This window comes from Sulfitobacter sp. M85 (assembly GCF_029285915.1).
GTDB lineage: Bacteria > Pseudomonadota > Alphaproteobacteria > Rhodobacterales > Rhodobacteraceae > Sulfitobacter > Sulfitobacter faviae.
This window is the reverse complement of record NZ_JABECQ010000003.1, coordinates 85,458-105,852: the sequence shown is the minus strand read 5'-3', so window position 1 is coordinate 105,852 and position 20,395 is coordinate 85,458. Positions and strand designations below refer to the sequence as shown.

The 20,395-nt window shown below is 62.9% G+C and carries 17 protein-coding genes; 6 read left to right on the top strand and 11 right to left on the bottom strand.

What is annotated here, in order from left to right; genetic code table 11:
• The first annotated feature begins 43 nt into the window (after positions 1 to 43).
• The 3 genes from HKX24_RS06700 (at position 44) to HKX24_RS06690 (ending at position 5,382) form a co-directional block, all read left to right on the top strand.
• Positions 44 to 2,419: a xanthine dehydrogenase family protein molybdopterin-binding subunit gene (locus HKX24_RS06700; RefSeq protein WP_271691482.1), complete on the top strand. Its 2,376-nt coding sequence runs from the start codon at positions 44 to 46 to the stop codon at positions 2,417 to 2,419.
• Positions 2,420 to 2,484: 65 nt separating this feature from the next.
• On the top strand, positions 2,485 to 3,273 hold the full coding sequence (locus HKX24_RS06695) for a xanthine dehydrogenase family protein subunit M (protein WP_271691481.1): 789 nt from the start codon (positions 2,485 to 2,487) through the stop codon (positions 3,271 to 3,273).
• 162 nt (positions 3,274 to 3,435) lie between these two features.
• On the top strand, positions 3,436 to 5,382 hold the full coding sequence (locus tag HKX24_RS06690) for an OmpA family protein (protein ID WP_271691479.1): 1,947 nt from the start codon (positions 3,436 to 3,438) through the stop codon (positions 5,380 to 5,382).
• A gap of 112 nt (positions 5,383 to 5,494) precedes the next feature.
• Here HKX24_RS06690 and infC read toward each other — a convergent pair whose 3' ends face one another.
• Entirely contained in the window at positions 5,495 to 6,043 is a 549-nt protein-coding gene (infC, locus tag HKX24_RS06685; protein ID WP_209217843.1) for a translation initiation factor IF-3, read from the bottom strand.
• A 199-nt stretch (positions 6,044 to 6,242) separates the two neighbouring features.
• On the opposite strand from infC, the gene HKX24_RS06680 reads away from it, so the two are divergent.
• Positions 6,243 to 6,512: a hypothetical protein gene (locus tag HKX24_RS06680; RefSeq protein WP_271687103.1), complete on the top strand. Its 270-nt coding sequence runs from the start codon at positions 6,243 to 6,245 to the stop codon at positions 6,510 to 6,512.
• Between the two features lie 84 nt (positions 6,513 to 6,596).
• Here the strand turns inward: HKX24_RS06680 and purF are convergent, their stop codons facing one another.
• The 5 genes from purF to alr form a co-directional block, all read right to left on the bottom strand.
• Positions 6,597 to 8,081, bottom strand: a complete 1,485-nt coding sequence (gene purF, locus HKX24_RS06675) for an amidophosphoribosyltransferase (RefSeq protein ID WP_271693829.1) — start codon at positions 8,079 to 8,081, stop codon at positions 6,597 to 6,599.
• A 233-nt stretch (positions 8,082 to 8,314) separates the two neighbouring features.
• Positions 8,315 to 8,869 (bottom strand): CvpA family protein, encoded by a 555-nt coding sequence (locus tag HKX24_RS06670; protein WP_067268241.1) that lies wholly within the window; start codon positions 8,867 to 8,869, stop codon positions 8,315 to 8,317.
• Positions 8,870 to 8,898: 29 nt separating this feature from the next.
• Positions 8,899 to 10,266, bottom strand: a complete 1,368-nt coding sequence (gene radA / locus HKX24_RS06665; protein ID WP_271691478.1) for a DNA repair protein RadA — start codon at positions 10,264 to 10,266, stop codon at positions 8,899 to 8,901.
• 104 nt (positions 10,267 to 10,370) lie between these two features.
• Positions 10,371 to 11,168, bottom strand: coding sequence for a DNA repair protein (locus HKX24_RS06660; protein ID WP_209217646.1), 798 nt, complete (start codon positions 11,166 to 11,168; stop codon positions 10,371 to 10,373).
• A 280-nt stretch (positions 11,169 to 11,448) separates the two neighbouring features.
• Positions 11,449 to 12,492 (bottom strand): alanine racemase, encoded by a 1,044-nt coding sequence (alr, locus tag HKX24_RS06655; RefSeq protein WP_271691477.1) that lies wholly within the window; start codon positions 12,490 to 12,492, stop codon positions 11,449 to 11,451.
• Between the two features lie 147 nt (positions 12,493 to 12,639).
• Between alr and HKX24_RS06650 the strand changes: the two genes are divergently transcribed.
• Both HKX24_RS06650 and HKX24_RS06645 read left to right on the top strand, forming a co-directional pair.
• Positions 12,640 to 13,347: a sterol desaturase family protein gene (locus HKX24_RS06650; protein ID WP_276153892.1), complete on the top strand. Its 708-nt coding sequence runs from the start codon at positions 12,640 to 12,642 to the stop codon at positions 13,345 to 13,347.
• 100 nt (positions 13,348 to 13,447) lie between these two features.
• Positions 13,448 to 14,755, top strand: coding sequence for a dienelactone hydrolase (locus HKX24_RS06645; RefSeq protein ID WP_271691475.1), 1,308 nt, complete (start codon positions 13,448 to 13,450; stop codon positions 14,753 to 14,755).
• Between the two features lie 378 nt (positions 14,756 to 15,133).
• Here the strand turns inward: HKX24_RS06645 and HKX24_RS06640 are convergent, their stop codons facing one another.
• From HKX24_RS06640 to HKX24_RS06620, 5 genes are all read right to left on the bottom strand, one after another.
• The gene (locus HKX24_RS06640; RefSeq protein ID WP_271691474.1) at positions 15,134 to 16,633 is read right to left on the bottom strand and encodes a replicative DNA helicase; all 1,500 of its coding nucleotides are present in this window, start codon (positions 16,631 to 16,633) and stop codon (positions 15,134 to 15,136) included.
• Between the two features lie 150 nt (positions 16,634 to 16,783).
• Positions 16,784 to 17,461, bottom strand: coding sequence for an orotate phosphoribosyltransferase (locus tag HKX24_RS06635; protein ID WP_271691472.1), 678 nt, complete (start codon positions 17,459 to 17,461; stop codon positions 16,784 to 16,786).
• Positions 17,462 to 17,516: 55 nt separating this feature from the next.
• Positions 17,517 to 18,548 carry a dihydroorotase gene (gene pyrC, locus HKX24_RS06630; protein ID WP_271691471.1) on the bottom strand — a complete coding sequence of 344 codons (1,032 nt, stop codon included), beginning with the start codon at positions 18,546 to 18,548 and terminating at the stop codon, positions 17,517 to 17,519.
• Positions 18,549 to 18,597: 49 nt separating this feature from the next.
• On the bottom strand, positions 18,598 to 19,554 hold the full coding sequence (locus tag HKX24_RS06625; RefSeq protein ID WP_271691469.1) for a phosphoadenosine phosphosulfate reductase: 957 nt from the start codon (positions 19,552 to 19,554) through the stop codon (positions 18,598 to 18,600).
• Between the two features lie 143 nt (positions 19,555 to 19,697).
• On the bottom strand, positions 19,698 to 20,393 hold the full coding sequence (locus HKX24_RS06620) for an FkbM family methyltransferase (RefSeq protein WP_346428854.1): 696 nt from the start codon (positions 20,391 to 20,393) through the stop codon (positions 19,698 to 19,700).
• Between the last annotated feature and the right edge of the window lie 2 nt (positions 20,394 to 20,395).

Sequence of the window (20,395 nt, the reverse complement as noted above, 5' to 3'; positions counted from 1 at the left end):
GACGGATCAGGTGCATCGCACCGCCACCAAACGGGAGGATATTATGCCAAAGGATTTTGAACCGACGAGCGGTATTGGGGCCAGCAGCAAAAGACGGGAGGATGTGCGCTTTCTCACCGGGGCGGGGCGCTATACCGATGACATCAACCTGCGCCGCCAGACCCATGTATTTTTCCTGCGCTCGGATGTGGCCCATGGGCGGCTGACCGGGGTCGATACCTCTGCCGCCGAAGACATGCCCGGCGTGCTGAAGATTTTCACCGGCGCGGATTTCGCCGAAGTGGGCGGGATGCCCTGCGGCTGGCAGATCACCGACAAACACGGCCAACCCATGCAGGAGCCGAAACACCCCGTGCTGGCGCATGAAAAGGTCCGCCATGTGGGCGAGCCCATCGCCGCCGTCGTGGCCGAAACGTTGGCGCAGGCCCGTGACGCCGCCGAAGCGATTGTCGTCGATATCGACGAGTTGCCCGCCGTGGTGAACATGAAAGACGCCGTGAAAGACGATGCGCCCAAGGTGCATGACGATCTGACCAGCAACCTCTGCTATGACTGGGGTTTCGTGGAAGAGAATAAGGAGGCGGTGAGCAAAGCCTTTGACGAGGCCGCCCATGTCACCACGCTTGAGCTCGTGAACAACCGCCTCGTCGCCAACCCGATGGAGCCGCGTGTGGCAATCGGCGATTACAACCGGTCGGACGGGGAGCATACGCTCTATACCACCAGCCAGAACCCACATGTGATCCGCCTGCTGATGGGCGCCTTCGTGCTGGGCATTCCCGAGCACAAGCTGCGTGTGGTAGCTCCGGATGTCGGCGGCGGCTTCGGCACCAAGATCTTCCACTATCAGGAGGAGGCCTTTTGCACATTCGCGGCCAAGGCGGTGGGGCGTCCGGTGAAATGGACCTCGAGCCGGTCGGAAGCCTTCATGTCCGACGCCCATGGCCGCGACCATGTGACCAAGATCGAACTGGCGCTGGATGCGGAGAATAACTTCACCGCCCTGCGCACCGATACCTATGCCAATATGGGGGCCTACCTGTCGACCTTCGCGCCTTCGGTGCCGACTTGGCTGCACGGCACGCTCATGGCGGGGAACTATAAAACGCCGCTGATCTACGTGAACGTTAAGGCGGTCTTTACCAATACCGTGCCAGTAGATGCCTATCGCGGGGCCGGTCGGCCCGAGGCGACCTATCAGTTGGAGCGTTTGATCGACAAGGCTGCGCATGAGTTGCAGGTCGACCCGATCAAACTGCGCCGCCAGAACTTCGTGACGGAGTTTCCCTATGCCACCCCGGTGGCGGTGGAATATGACACGGGCGATTACAACGCCACGATGGACAAGCTCGAAGAGATCGCTGACCACGCGGGCTTTGAAGCGCGGCGCCGTGAGAGTGAGGCGAAGGGCAAGCTGCGCGGCTTTGGCGTGAACTGCTATATCGAGGCCTGCGGCATTGCACCGTCGAACCTTGTGGGCCAACTCGGCGCGCGCGCGGGGCTCTATGAAAGCGCGACGGTGCGGGTCAACGCCACCGGCGGGCTGGTCGTGATGACCGGCAGTCACAGCCACGGGCAGGGGCATGAGACCTCTTTCGCGCAGGTGGTGGCCGATATGATCGGCATCGACGAGAATATGGTCGAGATCGTCCATGGCGACACCTCTAAGGTGCCGATGGGCATGGGCACCTATGGCTCGCGCTCGCTCGCGGTGGGCGGCAGCGCCATGGTGCGCGCGACCGAAAAGATCATCGCCAAGGCCAAGAAGATCGCAAGCCACCTGCTCGAAGCCTCGGAAGGGGATATCGAGTTGAAGGATGGGGCCTTTAGTGTTGCGGGCACGGATAAATCCGTGGCTTGGGGCGATGTGACGCTTGCCGCCTATGTGCCGCATAACTACCCGTTGGAAGAGATCGAACCGGGGCTTGAGGAAACCGCATTTTACGACCCGTCGAACTTCACCTATCCGGCGGGGGCCTATGCCTGTGAGGTCGAGTTGGACCCCGAAACCGGCCATGTCACCGTCGAACGTTTCACCGCCGCCGATGATTTTGGCAATGTGGTGAACCCGATGATCGTGACCGGCCAAGTCCACGGCGGTTTGGCCCAAGGCATCGGTCAGGCGCTCTTGGAGAACTGTGCTTACGATGAAGACGGCCAACTCCTCAGCGCGTCCTACATGGATTACGCCATGCCGCGCGCCAGCGATTTGCCGTTCTATGACGTGGATCACTCCTGCCAGACGCCCTGCACCCACAACCCCTTGGGCGTGAAAGGCTGCGGGGAGGCGGGGGCCATCGGCTCGCCCCCTGCGGTGGTCAACGCGGTGCTCGATGCCATGCGCTCGGGCGGGAAGGACATCGGCCATATCGACATGCCGGTCAGCCCCGCGCGGGTCTGGGAGGCGATGAATGGCTAAGCGCCTGCTGAAGATTGGTTTGAGAAAAGAGGCGACGCTCGGGCGGCCTCTGGGAAGGATGAAAGATGTATGATTTCGAAGTAGAGCGCCCCAGCAGCGTGGCGGATGCGGTCAAGGCTTTGGGGCAGGAGGATGCGCAACCGCTCAGCGGCGGGCAGACGTTGATCCCCACGCTAAAGGCGCGGCTGGCGATGCCCTCGGTTCTGGTGTCGCTGGCGGGGATCGATGCGCTCAAAGGGGTTGAGATGCGCGATGGCGCGCTGTGGATCGGTGGCGGCACGACCCATGCCACGGTCATGCGCGAGGCGGCGGAGAGCTACCCGGCGCTCGCCAGCCTCGCCGCACGGATCGGCGACCCGGCGGTGCGCAACCGGGGGACCATCGGCGGATCGCTCGCCAATAACGACCCCTCTGCCTGCTACCCGGCGGGCGCTCTGGCCAGTGGTGCGACGATTGAGACCGACCGCCGCGAGATTGCCGCGGATGACTATTTTCAAGGCATGTTCACCACCGCATTGGAGGAAGGGGAGATCGTCACCGGCGTCCGTTTCCCCATCCCTGAGGCCGCGCATTACGAGAAATTCATCCAGCCCGCCTCGCGCTTCCCGCTGGTCGCGGCCTATGTCGCGCGCCTCGGCGTTGGGGTGCGCGTGGCGATCACGGGTGCGTCGAACGACGGTGTCTTCCGCTGGAGTGAAGCCGAAACTGCCCTGTCGGAACGGTTCGCACCGGAAGCCTTGGAGGGGCTGACACTCGACGCGGGTGACATGATCAGCGATCTGCACGGCAGCGGCGCCTACCGCGCCCATCTGTGCGGCGTGATGACCCGCCGCGCTGTGGCCGCCATCGCCTGATAGCCGATAACAGCAGCGTAAACCTTTGCCGCGTCCTTATAGGGGGCGCGGTATTTTCATGGGGTAAGCTCTTGATATTGGATAGCGGAACCAGCGCCCCCATCATGCGTTGGGTGACAAGCGCTGCCCGAACGGCGTTCCCGTAATGATGAGGACGTGAACATGAAAAATCTACTGAGATCTACGACTTCGCTGGGTCTGAGCCTTGCCTTGGCTTTCCCGCATGGCGCCTTTGCGCAGGAGCAAAATCTGAATGAATGCGGCCCCGTGGGCGAAGCGACCGAATTCCCCTGCGCATTCGACGATCAGACGGTAGAAAGTGCCGAAGAGCTTCGTGTTATTGCCGGGCTGAGCGGTGAGGCCGAGGCGGAAGTCGAAGCGGAAGGTGAAGCAGAGGTCGAGGCCGAGGCGGAGACCGAAGCCGAGGCGGGTTCGCTGCTGGATCAGGCAACTGGCGCGGTTGAAGCGACGGGTGACGCTGCTGCGGCTGCCGTGAACGACGTGACCGAACAGGCCGAAGAGGCCGCGGACGCAGCAGAGGCGCAGGCTGAAGCCGCAGCCGAGGCGGCAGAGGAAACCGCAAGCGAAGCGGAAGCGGAGACCGCCGAGGCCGAAGCCGAAATGACCGCCGAGACTGAGAGCGAGGTCGAAGTCGACGAAGAGGTCGAGACCGAAGCGGAAGTTGAAGCCGAGCAGGAAAGCGAAGCCGAGGTTGAAGAAGAGGCCGAGGCCGAGATCGAACAAGACGCTGAGGCCGAGACCGCACTGGACGTGGAAGCTGAAGCCGAAGCGACCGCTGAAGCTGATGCCGAGGTGACTGGGAACGTAGAAACCGACGAAAACGCCGAAGCTACGACTGGCGCGGAAGCCAATGAGACTGCCGTCGAGAACTCGGAAGAAGCCGAGGCCGAAATGGAAGCCGAAACCAGCGGCGAAGCAGTCGGCGAGGAAGACAACGCCGGTCTGACCGAAGAGCAGATCCAAGCCCGTGAAGAGCGCCGCGAAGCCCGCCGCGCCGAACGCCGCGAAGAGCGCCGTGAGCAACGCCGCGCCGAGCGTGAAGCTGCCGCCGCCGCCGCCGCTGCTGCCGAAAGCGATGCGGACGCCGAAGTCGTGACCGAAGAAGTTACCGAAGAAGACGTGCGCAGCTCGGACGAAGACTTCGAAACCGAAGTGACTGCCGCAGGTGACGCCAATGCCGCCGCCGCTGATGACGACGACACCGGGATGTCGGATTTCGAAAAAGCGCTGCTGCTCGGCCTTGGGGCCGTGGCTGTCGGCTCGGTTCTGAACAACGGTGAGAAGATCGTCAGCCGCTCCGGTGACCGTGTGGTCGTGCAGGACGACACTGGCGAGTTGCGCGTGCTGAAGGACGATAACGCTCTGCTCCGCCGCCCCGGTGACGAGGTGCAGACCCAGACTTTCGACGACGGCTCCACCCGGACCATCGTGACCAAAAGCGACGGCAGCCGGGTCGAGACCATCCGCTCGCGCGATGGCACCGTGCTGCGCCGGACGAACTTCGATGCGCAGGGCCGTGAATATGTGCTGGTCGATGACCTCGTGGAAGAGCGCGAAGTTGTCGTGAACGATCTGCCGCAGGTCCAGCAGACACAGCAGGCACAGCGCGCCAGCACCCAAGACGAAGCCGCGCTGCGTCAGGCCCTGCAAGCTGAGATGCGCAACGATCAGGGGCGGACATTCTCCCTGCGTCAGGTGCGTGAAATCCGTGAAGTGCGCTCCCTCGCGCCGGAGCTGGAACTCGATGCAGTACGCTTCCCCACCGGCTCCGCCGCGATCCAGCCTGAACAGGCCCGCGCGCTTGCCAATATCGGCACCACACTGCGTGACCTGATCCAGAAGGACCCGCGCACCGTGATCCTCGTCGAAGGTCACACCGATGCGGTTGGCGATGCGAGCTATAACCTCGCCCTGTCGGACCGCCGCGCGGAGACCGTGGCCCTGGCGCTGACCGAGTACTTTGATGTGCCGCCCGCCAACCTGATCACGCAAGGCTATGGCGAGAGCCAGCTGCGCGTGCCGACCACGTCGGCGGAACCTGCGAACCGTCGTGCCGTGGTGCGTAACATTACAGGTCTGCTGCGCTAAGCAGACCAACACCCCAAACAGAAGACGCCCCCGGAGCGATCCGGGGGCGTTTTGCGTTATTGGATGGTGAATGTGGCAGTCGGGCCCGTCATGCGGACCCGATTGAGCCTGATCACTTGTTGGGCAGAGGCCCGATCACCATGACCATTTGGCGGCCTTCCATCTTGGGGAAGTTCTCCACCCGGCCGATCTCTTTGGTGTCGGCAGCGACGCGCTCCAAAAGCTCACGACCGAGGTTCTGGTGCGCCATCTCACGGCCACGGAACCGGAGGGTAACCTTCACCTTGTCGCCACCTTCAAGAAACTTGAAGACATTGCGCATCTTCACATCGTAGTCGTTCTTGTCCGTATTGGGACGGAACTTGACCTCTTTGATCTCGATGATCTTCTGTTTCTTGCGGGCTTCGCTCTCGCGCTTTTGCTGTTCATATTTGAACTTGCCGAAATCCATGATCTTGCACACGGGCGGCTTGGCATTGGGCGAAATTTCAACAAGGTCGAGGCCGGCGTCATCGGCCATTTCCATGGCACGCTGCGGCGAGACAACGCCGACGTTTTCGCCATCGGCACCGATCAGGCGGATTTCGGGGGCACGGATCTTGTCGTTGACGCGCGGGCCGGTGTCACGTTGGGGCGGCGCGTTATGAGGTCTGCGAGCGATGGTGATGGTCCTTTGATTGTTACCTAATTCGAGAATGCAAGGTAAACCCGCGTGGGGCCATCTTCAAGTCGCAAAATCACGCTATGCGTGGGGTTTGGGGCGATTTACCCTTGATCTGGGGCGATTGTGGCGCAATTCACGGCTATGCGGCCCCGGGGGAAATCTTTAACCTCGCGGGGCGTAGATTAAGGGGAATGGAATGAAGAATCTGGTCTGGTTGGTCGTGGCGGCGCTGATTGCGCTGGCGGGCTATATGCTTTTCACCGGCAAGGGGCCACAGGAAGTGGCGATCGAAGCCTCCGAGGCGATCAATGCGCCCGAGGTGGCCGAAGATATGACCAACGCCGCTGAAGACGCCGCCGATGCAATCGCGGGCAGCGTGGATGCCGCCGGGGAGGCGATCAGCGATGCCGTGGATGACGCAACCGAGAGCGCCAATGACGCGGCGGAGCCTGCGGCGCAGAACTAAGCGGCTCCGCGCAACGCGGAAAAGCAAAGGCCGCGTCCGGGGAACCGGGCGCGGCCTTTGCTTTGGTTTGATCCATCTGGTGGGTTACTCGGCGGCGGGCTTCATCTGGAAACCTTCCTTAACCTGATCGGCAGGGGTCACCGGGTAGTCGCCAGAGAAACAGGCGTCACAATACTGCGGGCACTCGGTGTTGCGGCCTTCGGCTTCGCCCACCGCGCGGTAGAGACCATCGAGCGAGATGAACTTGAGGCTGTCGACCTGCAAATGGTCGCGCATCTCATCCTCGGACATGGTCGCCGCCAGCAGCTTTTCGCGCTGCGGGGTGTCGACGCCGTAGAAACAGGGCCAAGCCGTGGGGGGGGAAGCGATGCGGAAGTGCACCTCTTTCGCGCCCGCGTCGAGGATCATCTCTTTGATCTTGCGCGATGTCGTGCCGCGCACCACTGAGTCGTCGACCAAGATCACCCGCTTGCCCTTGATCAGCGCGCGGTTGACGTTGAGCTTGAGACGGACCCCCATGTTGCGGATCTGCTCGGTCGGCTCGATGAAGGTCCGGCCCATGTATTGGTTGCGGATGATGCCCATCGCGTAGGGAATGCCGGATTCAAGGCTATAGCCAATCGCCGCCGGGGTGCCGCTGTCAGGCACGGGGCAGACGAGATCGGCCTCCACAGGGCTTTCCTTGGCCAGTTCGCGGCCAATATTCTCACGCGTTTCATAGACCGAGCGACCGCCGAGGATGCTGTCGGGGCGGCTGAAGTAGACATGTTCGAAAATACAGAAACGCGAGGCGACACGGCGGAAGGGGAAATGGCTTTCGACCCCTTTCTCGGTGATCACCACCATCTCGCCCGGTTCGATCTCGCGGACGAATTCCGCGCCGATGATATCGAGCGCGCAGGTCTCCGAACTTAGCGCCCAGCCATCGCCGACACGGCCCAGCACCAGCGGGCGCACCCCCAGCGGATCGCGCACGCCGATCAGCTTGGTGCGTGTCATGGCAACGACCGAAAAGGCCCCCTCGACCCGGCGCAGCGCATCTTCCATCCGCTCGGGGATGTTTTGCTGCAAGGATCGGGCCATCAGGTGAATGATGCACTCACTGTCGGATGAGGATTGGAAGATCGAGCCCCGCTCGATTAACTCACGGCGCAGGGCGTTGGCGTTGGTGATATTGCCGTTATGGGCAATCGCGGCGCCGCCCATGGCGAACTCGCCAAAGAAAGGCTGCACGTCGCGGATCGCGGTGGGGCCTTTGTTGCCAGAGGTCGAATAGCGGACGTGACCGATGGACAGCTCGCCGGGCAGGGTCTGCATCACATCCTGCGAGGTGAAATTGTCGCGGACATAGCCAAAGCGGCGGGCCGATTGGAAACCGGCGGCGGGATCGTAGCTGACGATGCCGCCAGCCTCTTGTCCACGGTGCTGGAGGGCGTGCAGGCCAAGGGCCACGAAAGTGGCGGCATCGGCAACGCCAACCACGCCAAAGACGCCGCATTCCTCCTTCAGTTTATCCTCATCTCCGCTGTCACGCAGATAGGAAGTGTCAAAGGGATGGGCGGGCGGCATGTGCTTGGACAACGGGGCAACTCCGAATCCGGGTGAGGTCGCTGCCTATGTAGGGGCTTCGCAAGCGGCTGTCACCCCGCATGTCGCCTGCGGGGGGCATGAGGCAGGATAAAGCGCCGCATTGCCCGCCAAGGAGGCGCCCCCCGTAACCTGCCAAGCCCAAACGCAAATCAGGCGGCCATGATGCTCTGGCCGCCTGTCTAAAAGGATTATGTTAAGAGATTATGAAGGCCTTAGGCGCTACATTTGCCCACCAGCGCCTCATAGCGGTTGGTGATCCAGCCGAGCGCCTCTTGCGGGTCTTTTTCTTCGATCTGGCCGGTGAAGCGCGAGAACACGGCGGCGGAGCGGCTGTTTTCGACCATTGTGGTCCGCTCACCGGTGATGACGGTGTCGTAGACGAAGAAGGCAATCGCGACGAGCAGCACGCCGCGCACGACTCCGAAGATGAAGCCAAGCCCTTGGTCCACGCCGCCCAGCATAGAGCGGTGCACGAGCGAGGAGAACAGCGGCGTGAAGAGCGAGACCACGATAAGCGCCGCGGCAAAGACCAGCGCGAAGGCACCGATCACCGACAATTCGCAGCTATCGGCCAAGAATTCGCCCACATAGGGCAGTTCACGCACCAGCGGCTCGACCTGCGGCGCAAAGAGAAAGGCCAGCACGGCCGCTGCAATCCAGCCGACAATCGCCATCAACTCGCGCACTAGCCCGCGGCCATAGGCCAGCAATGCCGATAGCACGATGACAACCGCGACCACCCCGTCAATAATGGTAAAACCGTCCATGCGCGTTCTCGCCCTCGTCTAAGGGGGGATCAGCCCGCCCCGAAAATTTCGCCAACAAATCCGGTCAGATCGCTCATCGTATTCAGCGCAATTCCGGTCACACCCACAGCCTTGCCGCCGCGCGGTGCAATAGCGCTCGTAAAACCAAGTTTTTGCGCCTCTTTCAACCTGTTTTCCGTCTGGCTGGCGGGGCGCAGCGCACCGGAGAGGCTAATCTCTCCGAAAACAACGGTTTCGGCGGGCAGGGCCGCGTCTTCCCGCGCCGACAAGATCGCGGCGGCCACGGCGAGATCGGCGGCGGGTTCGGAGATCTTCATCCCGCCCGCCACATTAAGGTAGACATCCAGCCCCGCGAAAGGAATTCCGCACCGCGCTTCCAATACCGCGAGGATCATCGCCAGACGCCCCGAATCCCAGCCCACCACCGTGCGGCGTGCTTGAGAATGGGGCGAGGGGGCCACGAGCGCCTGAAGTTCGACCAAGACAGGCCGGGTGCCTTCGATGCCCGCAAAGACGACCGAACCTGGAGAGGGTTGTCCGCGTTCCGACAAGAACAGCGCCGAGGGGTTGATCACCTCTGACAGACCGCCGCCCGTCATCTCGAAAACGCCGATCTCATCCGCCGGGCCAAAGCGGTTTTTCACCGCGCGCAGGATGCGGAACTGGTGCCCGCGCTCACCTTCGAAATAGAGCACGGTGTCGACCATATGCTCCACCACGCGGGGGCCAGCGATCTGGCCTTCCTTGGTGACATGGCCCACGAGGATCACCGCGACCCCGCGGCGTTTGGCGAAGCTGGTCAACTCATGCGCCGCGGCGCGGACCTGACTGACCGATCCGGGCGCGCTTTCGACGTTGTCGGCCCACATGGTTTGGATCGAGTCGATGATGGCAAGCTGCGGGCGCTCGGCCTCGAGCGTGGTCAGGATGTCGCGCAGGTTGGTTTCCGCCGCGAGTTTCACCGGCGCTTCGGAAAGGCCAAGACGCTGCGCGCGCATGCGGACCTGCGCGCTGGCTTCTTCGCCGCTGACATAGATCGTCTTGAGGCCGGAGTTGGCGAAATGCGCGGCGGCTTGCAGCAGAAGGGTCGATTTCCCGATGCCGGGATCGCCGCCCACGAGGATCGCCGAGGCGGGCACCAGCCCGCCGCCCAACACGCGGTCCAACTCCGCAATGCCCGACTGTGCGCGCGGGGGCGGGGTTTCTTGTGTGGCAAGATCGGTGAGTTCAATGGCAGAGCCGCGCCTTGCGCCCAAGGATTTGTTGGGCGGCCCTGCGGAGATGCCTTTGTCTTCGACGATGGAGTTCCAAGCGCCGCAGGCGTCACAGCGCCCGGACCATTTGGAATGTTTCGCGCCGCATTCGGCGCAGGAAAAACTGGAGGAGGATTTGGCCATGGGCCCTTTTCGCGCAGGTGCCCGATGGCGTCAAAGGAAAAGCATCCGGCCCTTGGGTGATGATCCCGGGGGGGAACCCAATGGGCCGGATGCCGCCGCTGGAATTACTCAGCGGCTTTGGGCGGCAGGTCGATCACGATATTGTCGAGCGATGTCGTCTCAGGCTTGCGCTCAGGTGTTTCGGTCTGGACCACACGTTCAAGGCCAAGCTCAGGCATAATCTCACGCATTTCCTCGCGCAGACGCTCAAGCTGGGCCACGGCGACGCTTTCTTCGAGTTCGACTTCATGCAGCCAATGTTTCATCTCGGTCGAGATCGCTTTGGCCTGATCGAGGCGGCTGTTGAAGAGTTCGACCTCTTCCTGACGCTGCTTGAGGAAGCTGCGGGCGCGGGCCAGTTTCTCATCCGAATAGACTTCGGCCAGATCGCGGGCCACGTGGCTCATCTGAGCGGCCATTTCCAGCACGGCAGGCTCCAGCGTGGCGAGGTCGGGATGATCGCGCAGATAGGCCAGACGCTCGCGCACCGAATCGAATTCCGAGCTCATCTGAAAGGTTTCGGCCCGGTCGGCGGCGTGCACGGCGGCATAGGCGCGGGCCACGTCCTGCATGCCGACATTGAACTGACGGTGCGAGGTCTCAAGCTGCATGACACGGCGGTTGGTGGGCAGGAAAAAGCACAGGCCCACAGCAAGGACGGTCAGCGCCAGTTGGGCGTACATCCCGGCGTTTTCGACAGGCTCACCGCCGTATTGCAGATCAAGGCTGATCCAATTCCAAAGGCCAAGGGCCGCCATGATGCTGGCCCCCGTAAGGGCAAGCGCGGCGAGGGCAAAAACCACAACGGCGAGCCGCTGAAAGGCGAATTGAATGAGGTAGGCAAAGGAACGAAGCTGGGACATACTTTCTCCCCCCTGGAAGAGCTACTAAGCAAGTTTCTGCCGACCAACGCCTCCTTATCCTTCTTTGTTCCCATTCCCTGCGGGATTATGCTGAGGATTTAACGTAGTTTTGCCAAGATTATGGCACAACCGCAGGTTTTTCGGAAGTTATTTGCGCCTGCGCCGTGCAATTCGTGATCGGCAGCGCAGGGCAGGGGCGATGCGTACCGTGGGGGAACGCCAGTGAGTCGCGCAGCGACTCTCTCGGCGGCGTGCTGCGATGCGGGGGAAAATCGCCGACCTAACCGGCGTAGTTTCGCGCGTATCTTGCGCCCAATGAGGTGAGCACCTCATAGCCGATCGTGCCCGCCCAATCCGCCAAATCGTCAATGCCTTGGCTTTGCCCCAGCAGTTGCAGGGTCGCGGGCACCTCCTCCAATGCAGAGACATCCACCGTGATCAGGTCCATTGAGACGCGGCCAAGGATGGGCAGGGTAACACCCTCATGCTGGAAACAGGCGGTGCCGGTCGCATTGCCCATCGCGCGCAGAAGGCCGTCGGCGTAGCCCGCGGCCACGGTGGCGAGCTTCACGGTGCTCTCCGCAGTCCAAGTGTTGCCATAGCCCACAGTCTCCCCGGGGGTAACGCTGCGGGTCTGGATCACCGGCACGTCGAGGATGACCACGGGCCGCGCCTCTGTGAAAGGGCGCCCGCCGTAAAGACCGATGCCGGGCCGGGTGACGTCGAAATGATACTCCGGCCCCAGCAGAATGCCGCCCGTTGCGGAGAGCGAGCGCGGCACCTCGACCCCTTGGGTCATGTCGCTGAAACTGCGCAGTTGCGCATCGTTCATTTCATGATCCGGCGCGTCCGAGCAGGCCAGATGCGACATGATCAGCCTGGGGTTCTGGCTCAGCGCGATGTCGCGCAGGGCCGCCCATTCCGCGGGCTCCATCCCCAGCCGGTTCATCCCGCTGTCGAGTTGGATGCCGAAAGCATGGCCGGGCAGGGTCTCTAGCTGGCGCAGCAGTTGCTCGGTCGAATTGATCATCGGCGTCAGCGCGGCACCGGCAATCGCCTCCGCATCTCCCGCCATATGACCGGAAAAGACATTGATCACCGGGCCTTCGCCCAAGGCTTGGCGCAGGGCCACCCCCTCTTCGGTAAGGGCCACGAAGAACTGCCGCGCCCCGGCCTCGGCCAATGTCTTGGCCACACGGGCGGCGCCCAGCCCATAGCTGTCGGCTTTGACCACGGCGGCAGTCTCGGCCTTTGTCATACGGTCGAGAGCGCGCCAGTTGTCGGCGATGGCTTGAAGGTCGATGGTCAGGGTCGATTTCGTCATGCGCGGATGTGGGCCGGAATGAGGGGGGAGGTCAAGCGGCCAAGGGCACCTAACGTCATGCGCGACAGGGAGGCGGGGGATTTGTTACAGTTTTGCCTACCGGATGCGCAGGATGGGGAGGTCAGGCGGATGTCAAGGATCAAGATCATGTTCGGCCATGCGGGCGTGTCGCTCATGGCGCTGGCCGCTGTGGTGGCCTTTGTTGCGATGCTTTGGGGGGCGCCGCTGTGGTCTTGGCCGCTGGTGCCGCTGGGGGGCGCGGCGCAGATGCTTAATGAGTACAACCTGCACCGCCATGTCTTTCACCTTGCCCCGCCCAAGCGGCAGTGGGCCTTCGATCTGCTATACCGCGCGCATTATGGGCACCATGACTTCCCGACCAATCACGGGCTGTTCTTCGTGCCGCTCTGGGTCGCGCTGCCGATGCTCGTGGGGAATTTCCTTCTGGTCTGGGGCATCGCGGCGCTTTTGGGGGTCGAGGCGAGCATCTGGATCGCCACGGCGATCGTGCCTCTGGGTGGGGTGCTGACCTTTCTGGGCTATGAGTGGTTTCACATGACGGCGCATCTGACGGTGCCGAAAACGGCGGTGGAGCTGCATGTCACCCGGCTGCACAACCAGCATCACTTTCGCGACTTCAACAAGTGGTTCCACGTCAGCCCGGGCGGGGAGATCATTGACCGGGCCATGGGCACCGATATCGACACCGAGGCTTTGAAACAGCAGCAGCGGGTGGCTTTTATCCGCACCTTGGGGATGCAGCCCGACGATCCAAGACTGCTGGCCGCCCGAGCGAAATTCGCCGGGAAATACGGGCTGAACGAGGCCGAAGTGGCGCGCGCCGCGCGGGGATAGATGTGAAACTTCCGTAACGTTACCCGAAGGGCGCTTGCCTGTTCCCGTGGCCCGGGTAGGCTTGGCCCAATTCAAGGGAGGACGAACCATGCACCGACATATGACCACCACAGCCCTGCTTGCCGCGGGCCTTACCGCTGGCGCGGCGCAGGCGGAGAACCGGATCGACCGGCAATTGCCGAATGCGCCCGAACTTGCGGCCTATGGCGACTATGCCGTGGGGGTGCGGACACTGGAGATGGTCAACCCCGGCCAGATCGACATCCTCGCCATCGACCCCGCCGCCGACAAGCCTGAGGAGATGCCGCGCTATGACCGGCCGCTCACGGTCGAGATGTATTATCCCGCCGCCGAGGGGGCGGAGGGCGAGACCTCCTTCAAGGCTTATCTCCGCGACGGCACCACCGAGGTCACGCTCGAGGGACAGGCCATGCGCGACGTCGATCCGGCGGAGGGCGAGACCTTTCCGCTGGTACTGATCAGCCATGGCTATCCGGGCAACCGGTACCTCATGTCGCATCTGGCAGAGAACCTCGCCTCCAAAGGCTATGTCGTGGCCTCGATCGACCATACCGACAGCACCTACCGCACGCAGGCGGCTTTTGGCTCGACACTGGTGAACCGCTCGCTGGACCAGCTTTTCGTGCTGGAGCAGATGGCGCAGAAGGCCGCGGAGGGCGGTGACTTCGCGGGGCTCTATGATGCCGAGAACACAGGTCTGATCGGCTATTCCATGGGCGGCTACGGCGCGATCATCACCGCCGGGGGCGGGGTGACGGAGGCATCGGTCGGCTACACTTGGGGCGGGCCGCACGGGACGCTAGGCATTCATCAGGCGGGCTCCGAGACGCATGACGCGCTGCCCGATCCGCGCATCAAGACCGCCGTGGCTTTCGGCCCTTGGGGCATGAACCGCGGCTTCTGGGATGCAGAGGGGCTGGCGGGGGTCCAGAACCCGATACTGTTCATCGCAGGTTCGCAGGACGATACCTCGCTCTACGAAAACGGCATCCGGGCGATCTGGGAGAACACCTCGAACGTAGACCGCGCGCTGCTGACCTACATGAACGCGGGCCACAACGCGGGCGCGCCCATGCCGGCGCCGGAGGAAGCCTATTATTTCAGCGAAGACAAGGGCTTCAACATCTCCGAGCATTACACCGATGCGGTCTGGGACACGGCGCGGATGAACAACATCGCGCAGCATTTCGTGACCGCGTGGATGGATAGTCATTTGAAGGGTGAGAGTAAGAAGGCGGCGTATCTCGAGCTGGTAGAGAACTCGAACGACGGTGTTTGGTCGGTCGATGAGGATGGGACCGAGAAGGAGGACCACAGCTACTGGAAGGGTTTTCCGGAGGGGACCGCGAAGGGGCTGATGTATGAGGTGAAGTCGGCGGCTGAGTGAGGCTGGGGCCCGGTAGCGTTGCCGGGCCCTTTTGCCACCGGGCCCGGAATCAGGCCGCAGGCGCCGGGCCATAGCCTGCTTGGCGAAAGGGGGGCCACTAGGTGAAGTTCGGCATGGCGTTCCTTAAGACCGATCATGGCGGCAAAAGCACCAGTCGAGGTTGCCACGCAGCCCGGAATCAAGCCGCAGGCGCCGGGCCATCGCCTGCCCGCCCGGACGGGTAGGCGATTTGGCTAGGCTGGGTGAGACCTCGCGGCACGCACATCATAGTTGAAAGATAAAGTGGTACCGAACTTTTGTTGCATCGCCCACCCGCGGGCAGGCGATGGCCCTAGGTTCTTTAAAATCGTTCCTCAGGGAAAACGGAAGGCTCTCCCCTCAAAACTCCTGATCGTCCCCGCCGCCCTGCTGCCAAGGCTGCACGAGGTTGCCGAAGCGGGTGAACTTGCCCTCGAAGCTGAGGTCTACCGTGCCGATGGGGCCGTGACGCTGCTTGCCGATCACCACCTCGGCGCGGCCGTGGAGCCGCTCCATCTCTTCTTGCCAGACGGCCATCTTGTCGAGCTCGTGATCGCCCGGCTTCTCGCGTTCCTTGTAGTATTCCTCGCGGTACACGAACATCACCACGTCGGCGTCCTGTTCGATCGAGCCGGATTCCCGCAGGTCCGAAAGCTGCGGTCGCTTGTCCTCGCGGCTTTCCACCTGACGCGAAAGCTGCGAAAGCGCGATCACGGGGATGTCGAGCTCCTTGGCGATCGCCTTGAGACCCATGGTGATCTCGGAAATTTCGTTCACCCGGTTCTCAGATTTGCCGGTGCCGCGCACAAGCTGCAGGTAGTCGATGATCAGCACGTCGAGCCCATGGGTCCGCTTGAGCCGTCGCGCACGGGCGGCAAGCTGGCTGATCGGCAGGGCGGGCGTATCGTCGATGAAAAGCGGGCAGGCCTCAAGCGCCTTGGCGGCATCGACGAAACGGCGGAACTCGGCCTCGGTCATGTCGCCCGAGCGGATCTGGTGGCTGGGGATCTCGGCGGCCTCGGACAGGATACGCGAGGCGAGCTGTTCGGCGCTCATCTCGAGGCTGTAGAAGCCCACGACGCCGCCGTCGATGGCACCCTCGGTGCCATCGGGCTTCATCCCGCGCTTGTAGGCCTTGGCCACGTTGAAGGCGATGTTTGTCGCCAGCGAGGTCTTACCCATCGAAGGACGTCCGGCGAGGATCAGAAGGTCCGACCGGTGCAACCCGCCCAGTTTCTTGTCCATGTCGATGAGCCCGGTGGAAACGCCCGAAAGACCACCGTCGCGCTGGTAGGCGGCATTGGCGACGTTGACCGCGTCGGTCACCGCCTTGAGGAAAGACTGGAAGCCGCTCTCGACCTGACCCTGCTCGGCCAGCTTGTAGAGTTCCTGCTCGGCCTCGACGATCTGCTCGCGCGGCTCGGAGGAGACATCGACCTGCGCGGCCTTCGCCGAGATGTCGCGACCCAGCTGGATCAGATCGCGCCGCACGGCGAGGTCATAGATCATCTGTGCGTAGTCACGCACGGCGAAAGCGCTGATCGCCGCACCCGCGAGACGGGCGAGATAGGCCGGGCCGCCCAGCTCCTTCAGCCCCTCGTCGTCTTCCATGAAGGCCTTGAGCGTGACCGGGGAGGCGAGGTTGTTTTTGGCGATCCGCTGAGCCGCGATGTCGAAGATGCGGGCGTGGACCGGCTCGTAGAAATGCTTAGGCCCGATGACGGACGCGACACGGTCGTAGACGTCATTGTTGGTCAGGATCGCGCCCAAAAGCTGCTGTTCGGCCTCGATCGAATGCGGCATCGATTCCGGTGCCTGCACGGCCAATTGGTTCGCGTTCAGCGATGTAATCTCGTTCATGACCTCACCCATTTCTACCCAGATGGACCTCATAGCCAGTGGGTTCGCCCGGCGCAAATTGTATCTTTTGTGGATATCTTTACCGACAAAAGGCCCCACCACATTTTGCCTTGTGGTGGGGCCTTCGGTCAACATCTTGCGAAAATTCGGTTAACTTTTGCGGGATTCCTGCCAATCGCGCGGGGCGTTCAGGAAGGCTTCGACCTCCGTCAGCGTGGCCTCGTCAAAGGCCCCTTGGGCGCGGGCCTCGGCCAGCACGTCCCACCATGTGCAGAGCGCGTGGAGTGTAACGCCATGGTCGCCAAGGGTCTTTTCGGTCTGGGGGAAGATGCCATAGTGAAAGATCACCGCCGTATGGGCGCAGGTCGCCCCGGTTTCGCGAATCGCGTCGACGAAGCTGAGTTTCGAGCCGCCATCGGTGGTCAGGTCTTCGACCAGTAGCACGCGCTGGCCCGGCGTCATCTCACCTTCGATCCGCGCGTTGCGACCGTAGCCTTTGGGCTTTTTGCGCACATAGGTCATCGGCAGGGCCATGCGTTCGGCGACCATGGCGGCGAAGGGGATGCCCGCCGTCTCGCCCCCGGCGATATTGTCAAAAGCCTCGAAGCCCGCGTTGCGCATGACGGTGACGGTGAGGAAATCCATCAGCGTGGACCGGATGCGCGGGTGCGAGATCAGTTTGCGGCAGTCGATATAGGTGGGGGACGGCAGGCCGGAGGCCAGCGTGAAGGGCTCATCCGCGTTGAAATGCACCGCGCCGATCTCCAGCAACATGCGCGCGGTGAGGCGGGCCATTTCTTGGGGGCTTGGGTGGCTGGTGGGAATCATGGCAGGCGTCCTTGGGTGGGGAGAGGTCGGAGCGGTATTTAAGAAAGGATGAAGATCAGGTGGTCCAGTGCAGATCGAAACCGGGGTCGAAGACCGTGACCGGGCCGTCGGGCGTGTCGATTCTGTCGGGGTGCTGGGGCGCTTCGCGGCGCAGGGTGATCTGTGTTTCGTTCGGCGGCAGGCCGTAGAAGGCAGGGCCGTTGAGCGAGGTGAAGGCTTCGAGCTTGTCGAGCGCGCCGTCTTCTTCGAACACCTGAGCGAGGATCGCCATCGTGTTAGGCGCGGTGAAACAGCCCGCGCAGCCGCAGGGTTGCAGTTTCGCGCCGTCGGTATGGGGGGCGCTGTCGGTGCCGAGGAAAAAGCGCGCGTCGCCTGAGGTGGCGGCTTGGCGCAGGGCGAGGCGGTGGGTCTCGCGTTTGGCCACGGGCAGGCAATAGTAATGCGGGCGGATGCCACCGGCGAGGATGTGGTTGCGGTTGATCACCAGATGGTGCGTGGTGATCGTTGCGGCGAGGCCCGCCTCGGCGCTGCGGACGTAGTCCACGGCGTTTGAGGTGGTGATATGTTCCATGATGACGCGCAGCTTAGGGTGCGCGCGGCGGATCGGGTCGAGCACGCGGTCGATGAACACGGCTTCGCGGTCGAAGATGTCGACCTCGCTGTCGGTAACCTCGCCGTGGGTGCAAAGGGGCAGGCCGATTTCGGCCATGCGGTCGAGCACCGGGGCGACATTGTCGAAGTTCGACACGCCGCTAGCGGAGTTGGTGGTGGCGCCTGCGGGATAGAGTTTGACGGCGTGGATCAGCCCTTCAGCATGGGCGCGGGCGACATCGTCGGGGTCCGTCTCCTCGGTCAGGTAGAGGGTCATCAGGGGCGTGAAATCCGCGCCCTCGGGCAGGGCGGCCATGATCCGGTCGCGGTAAGCGGCGGCCTGAGCGCCTGTCACCACGGGGGGCACGAGATTGGGCATGATGATGGCGCGGGCAAAATCGCGGGCACTGTGCGGGACCACGGCGCGCAGCATATTGCCGTCGCGCAGGTGCAGGTGCCAGTCATCGGGACGGCGGATCGTGAGGCTTTGTGTCATGGGCGCGGGGCTAGCACAGAGCGAGGCCGCGCGCCAGATTGAAAACCTATCAGGTGGCGGTCGCGGCCTCGGCCACGCGCGCCTTGCGTCTGGCGCGGATGCGTTCTAGGCGGCGGGCAAAGCGGGGGGCTTTCATCCGGGCTGAGACATTGGCGCAGAGCGCTTCGAGCAGCAGTTCGCGCCCTTGGGTGTTGATCGCTTGGCTGAGGTTGCGCAGATAGGGCAGGTAATCGCGCCGCGCGCGGTAGAGAGCGGCGAAGCGGGCTGCGTCCAGCGTGCCTTCGGCGGCGGCTTGCAACAGCGGGTCTAGCTGGTCGATCTCAAGCAGGTCGGTTTGCAGCGCATCGCCCATGAAGGGCATCCGCAATTTGGTGACATTGGCGCGGGTGAAGAGCGCCGCATGCATCGCGTCGAGCCTCTCGCGCGGATCGTAGAGGACGAAGACCCGTTCGGCGGCGTCGAGCATATCGGGCGCATAGCCATAGCGGGAGGTGAAATCGAGGATGCGCATATCTGCGAAACGGTCATCCCATTCGGTGATGCGCGGGTTCAGCGTGGCCTGCGGTTGGATCGCCACCACTGCCGCGCCGGGCGCGGCCACGGAATAGGCGGCGGCAGCATAGGCGCAGGGGCCCGCGCCGTAGAAGAGCACTTGGTCGAATTCGTCGAAGAAGCCGTCGTCAATCAGCCGGTCGAAATAGGCATAGACCTCTTCGGCGCGGAACCATGTGTCACCGTCGCTGGCAAGGCACAGATGCGACCAGTCGTGATTGCGCACCATGTCCCAGCCCAAGGGCTGCGCCTTGTCAGAGAGCGCATGCATGCCCTGATAGGTCTCGAAGGTGACGAGCAGGGTCGTCTCACGCTCGATGAAGGCGGAGAAGTGGCTTTTGCCCAGAGATTGGAAATAGCCGTCTTCTTCGGCGACGGCCTCAATCGCGCGCAGCCATTTGCGTTTGGGCATATCGGCCAGTGAGCTTTCGATCGTGGGCGTCTCGCGCGGCATCGGGCATCCTCGGGCTTGTCGGGGCGGGGCAGAACCGCCGTTTCAGCTGGGTGTAGCCGGATATTAGGGCGAAAATGCGGAAAATCCGTGAGAAATTGAAGAGAATGTGACGGTTTTCCGGTGGCGCGACTAGGGAGGGGGCGTTACCACCTACGGCGGAAAGCCACGACTTTGTTGTGCGAGCCGCGGTGATAATAGGCCAAGCCCGCTTGCATGAAGGCGGCGAAGACCTTGTTGACGCCCTCGGGGCCGATCCATTGCGGGTGTAATTCGATGATCGCGGCGCGGAGGGTGTCGAGGGGCAGGGTGGGAATGAGATCGACCTCGGCCCCTTCGATGTCGCAAATCAATACGCTTGGGGTGAGATCGGCAAAGACTTGAGCCGCGTGGAGAACCTCGATCTGATGAGTCTCAGGTGGGTCTTCGTCTTTGAAACGGGTCAGGGAAGACGACAGGATGCGGTCGCGCACATAGAAATCCGCCTTGCCGGGGGCGGGGCCGAGGATCGCGTTGGTGACATGGGCGTTCGACAGTCCGTTGGCCGCGTGGACCCGCCGGATATAGGGGATGAGGTTGGGGTTCGCCTCAAAGCTATGGACCGAGGCGACATTGCGTTTGCTGGCCACCAGCGTCGACATATAGCCAACCCCGCCGCCCAGTTCGATCACCCTGTCGCCTTCGCGGACGACGCGCAGCGCGGCCTCACTCTCCTTGGCTTCATAGGCGTTCTGTCGCAGCAGCTTGCGGATCCGCCCGCGCAGGATCGCCGGATCGTCGGGAAACTTCATGCCGCGGGAGTGGATGAAATTGGGTTCAGACGGGGGCGCGGCCTGTGTCACGG

What these genes read in the sequence shown, in the direction of transcription:
- HKX24_RS06700 (WP_271691482.1), top strand. Translation starts at nt 44, where the DNA reads ATGCCAAAGGATTTTGAACCGACGAGCGGTATTGGGGCCAGCAGCAAA.
- HKX24_RS06695 (WP_271691481.1), top strand. Translation starts at nt 2,485, where the DNA reads ATGTATGATTTCGAAGTAGAGCGCCCCAGCAGCGTGGCGGATGCGGTC.
- HKX24_RS06690 (WP_271691479.1), top strand. Translation starts at nt 3,436, where the DNA reads ATGAAAAATCTACTGAGATCTACGACTTCGCTGGGTCTGAGCCTTGCC.
- HKX24_RS06680 (WP_271687103.1), top strand. Translation starts at nt 6,243, where the DNA reads ATGAAGAATCTGGTCTGGTTGGTCGTGGCGGCGCTGATTGCGCTGGCG.
- purF (WP_271693829.1), bottom strand. Translation starts at nt 8,081, where the DNA reads ATGCCGCCCGCCCATCCCTTTGACACTTCCTATCTGCGTGACAGCGGA.
- HKX24_RS06670 (WP_067268241.1), bottom strand. Translation starts at nt 8,869, where the DNA reads ATGGACGGTTTTACCATTATTGACGGGGTGGTCGCGGTTGTCATCGTG.
- radA (WP_271691478.1), bottom strand. Translation starts at nt 10,266, where the DNA reads ATGGCCAAATCCTCCTCCAGTTTTTCCTGCGCCGAATGCGGCGCGAAA.
- HKX24_RS06660 (WP_209217646.1), bottom strand. Translation starts at nt 11,168, where the DNA reads ATGTCCCAGCTTCGTTCCTTTGCCTACCTCATTCAATTCGCCTTTCAG.
- alr (WP_271691477.1), bottom strand. Translation starts at nt 12,492, where the DNA reads ATGACGAAATCGACCCTGACCATCGACCTTCAAGCCATCGCCGACAAC.
- HKX24_RS06650 (WP_276153892.1), top strand. Translation starts at nt 12,640, where the DNA reads ATGTTCGGCCATGCGGGCGTGTCGCTCATGGCGCTGGCCGCTGTGGTG.
- HKX24_RS06645 (WP_271691475.1), top strand. Translation starts at nt 13,448, where the DNA reads ATGACCACCACAGCCCTGCTTGCCGCGGGCCTTACCGCTGGCGCGGCG.
- HKX24_RS06640 (WP_271691474.1), bottom strand. Translation starts at nt 16,633, where the DNA reads ATGAACGAGATTACATCGCTGAACGCGAACCAATTGGCCGTGCAGGCA.
- HKX24_RS06635 (WP_271691472.1), bottom strand. Translation starts at nt 17,461, where the DNA reads ATGATTCCCACCAGCCACCCAAGCCCCCAAGAAATGGCCCGCCTCACC.
- pyrC (WP_271691471.1), bottom strand. Translation starts at nt 18,548, where the DNA reads ATGACACAAAGCCTCACGATCCGCCGTCCCGATGACTGGCACCTGCAC.
- HKX24_RS06625 (WP_271691469.1), bottom strand. Translation starts at nt 19,554, where the DNA reads ATGCCGCGCGAGACGCCCACGATCGAAAGCTCACTGGCCGATATGCCC.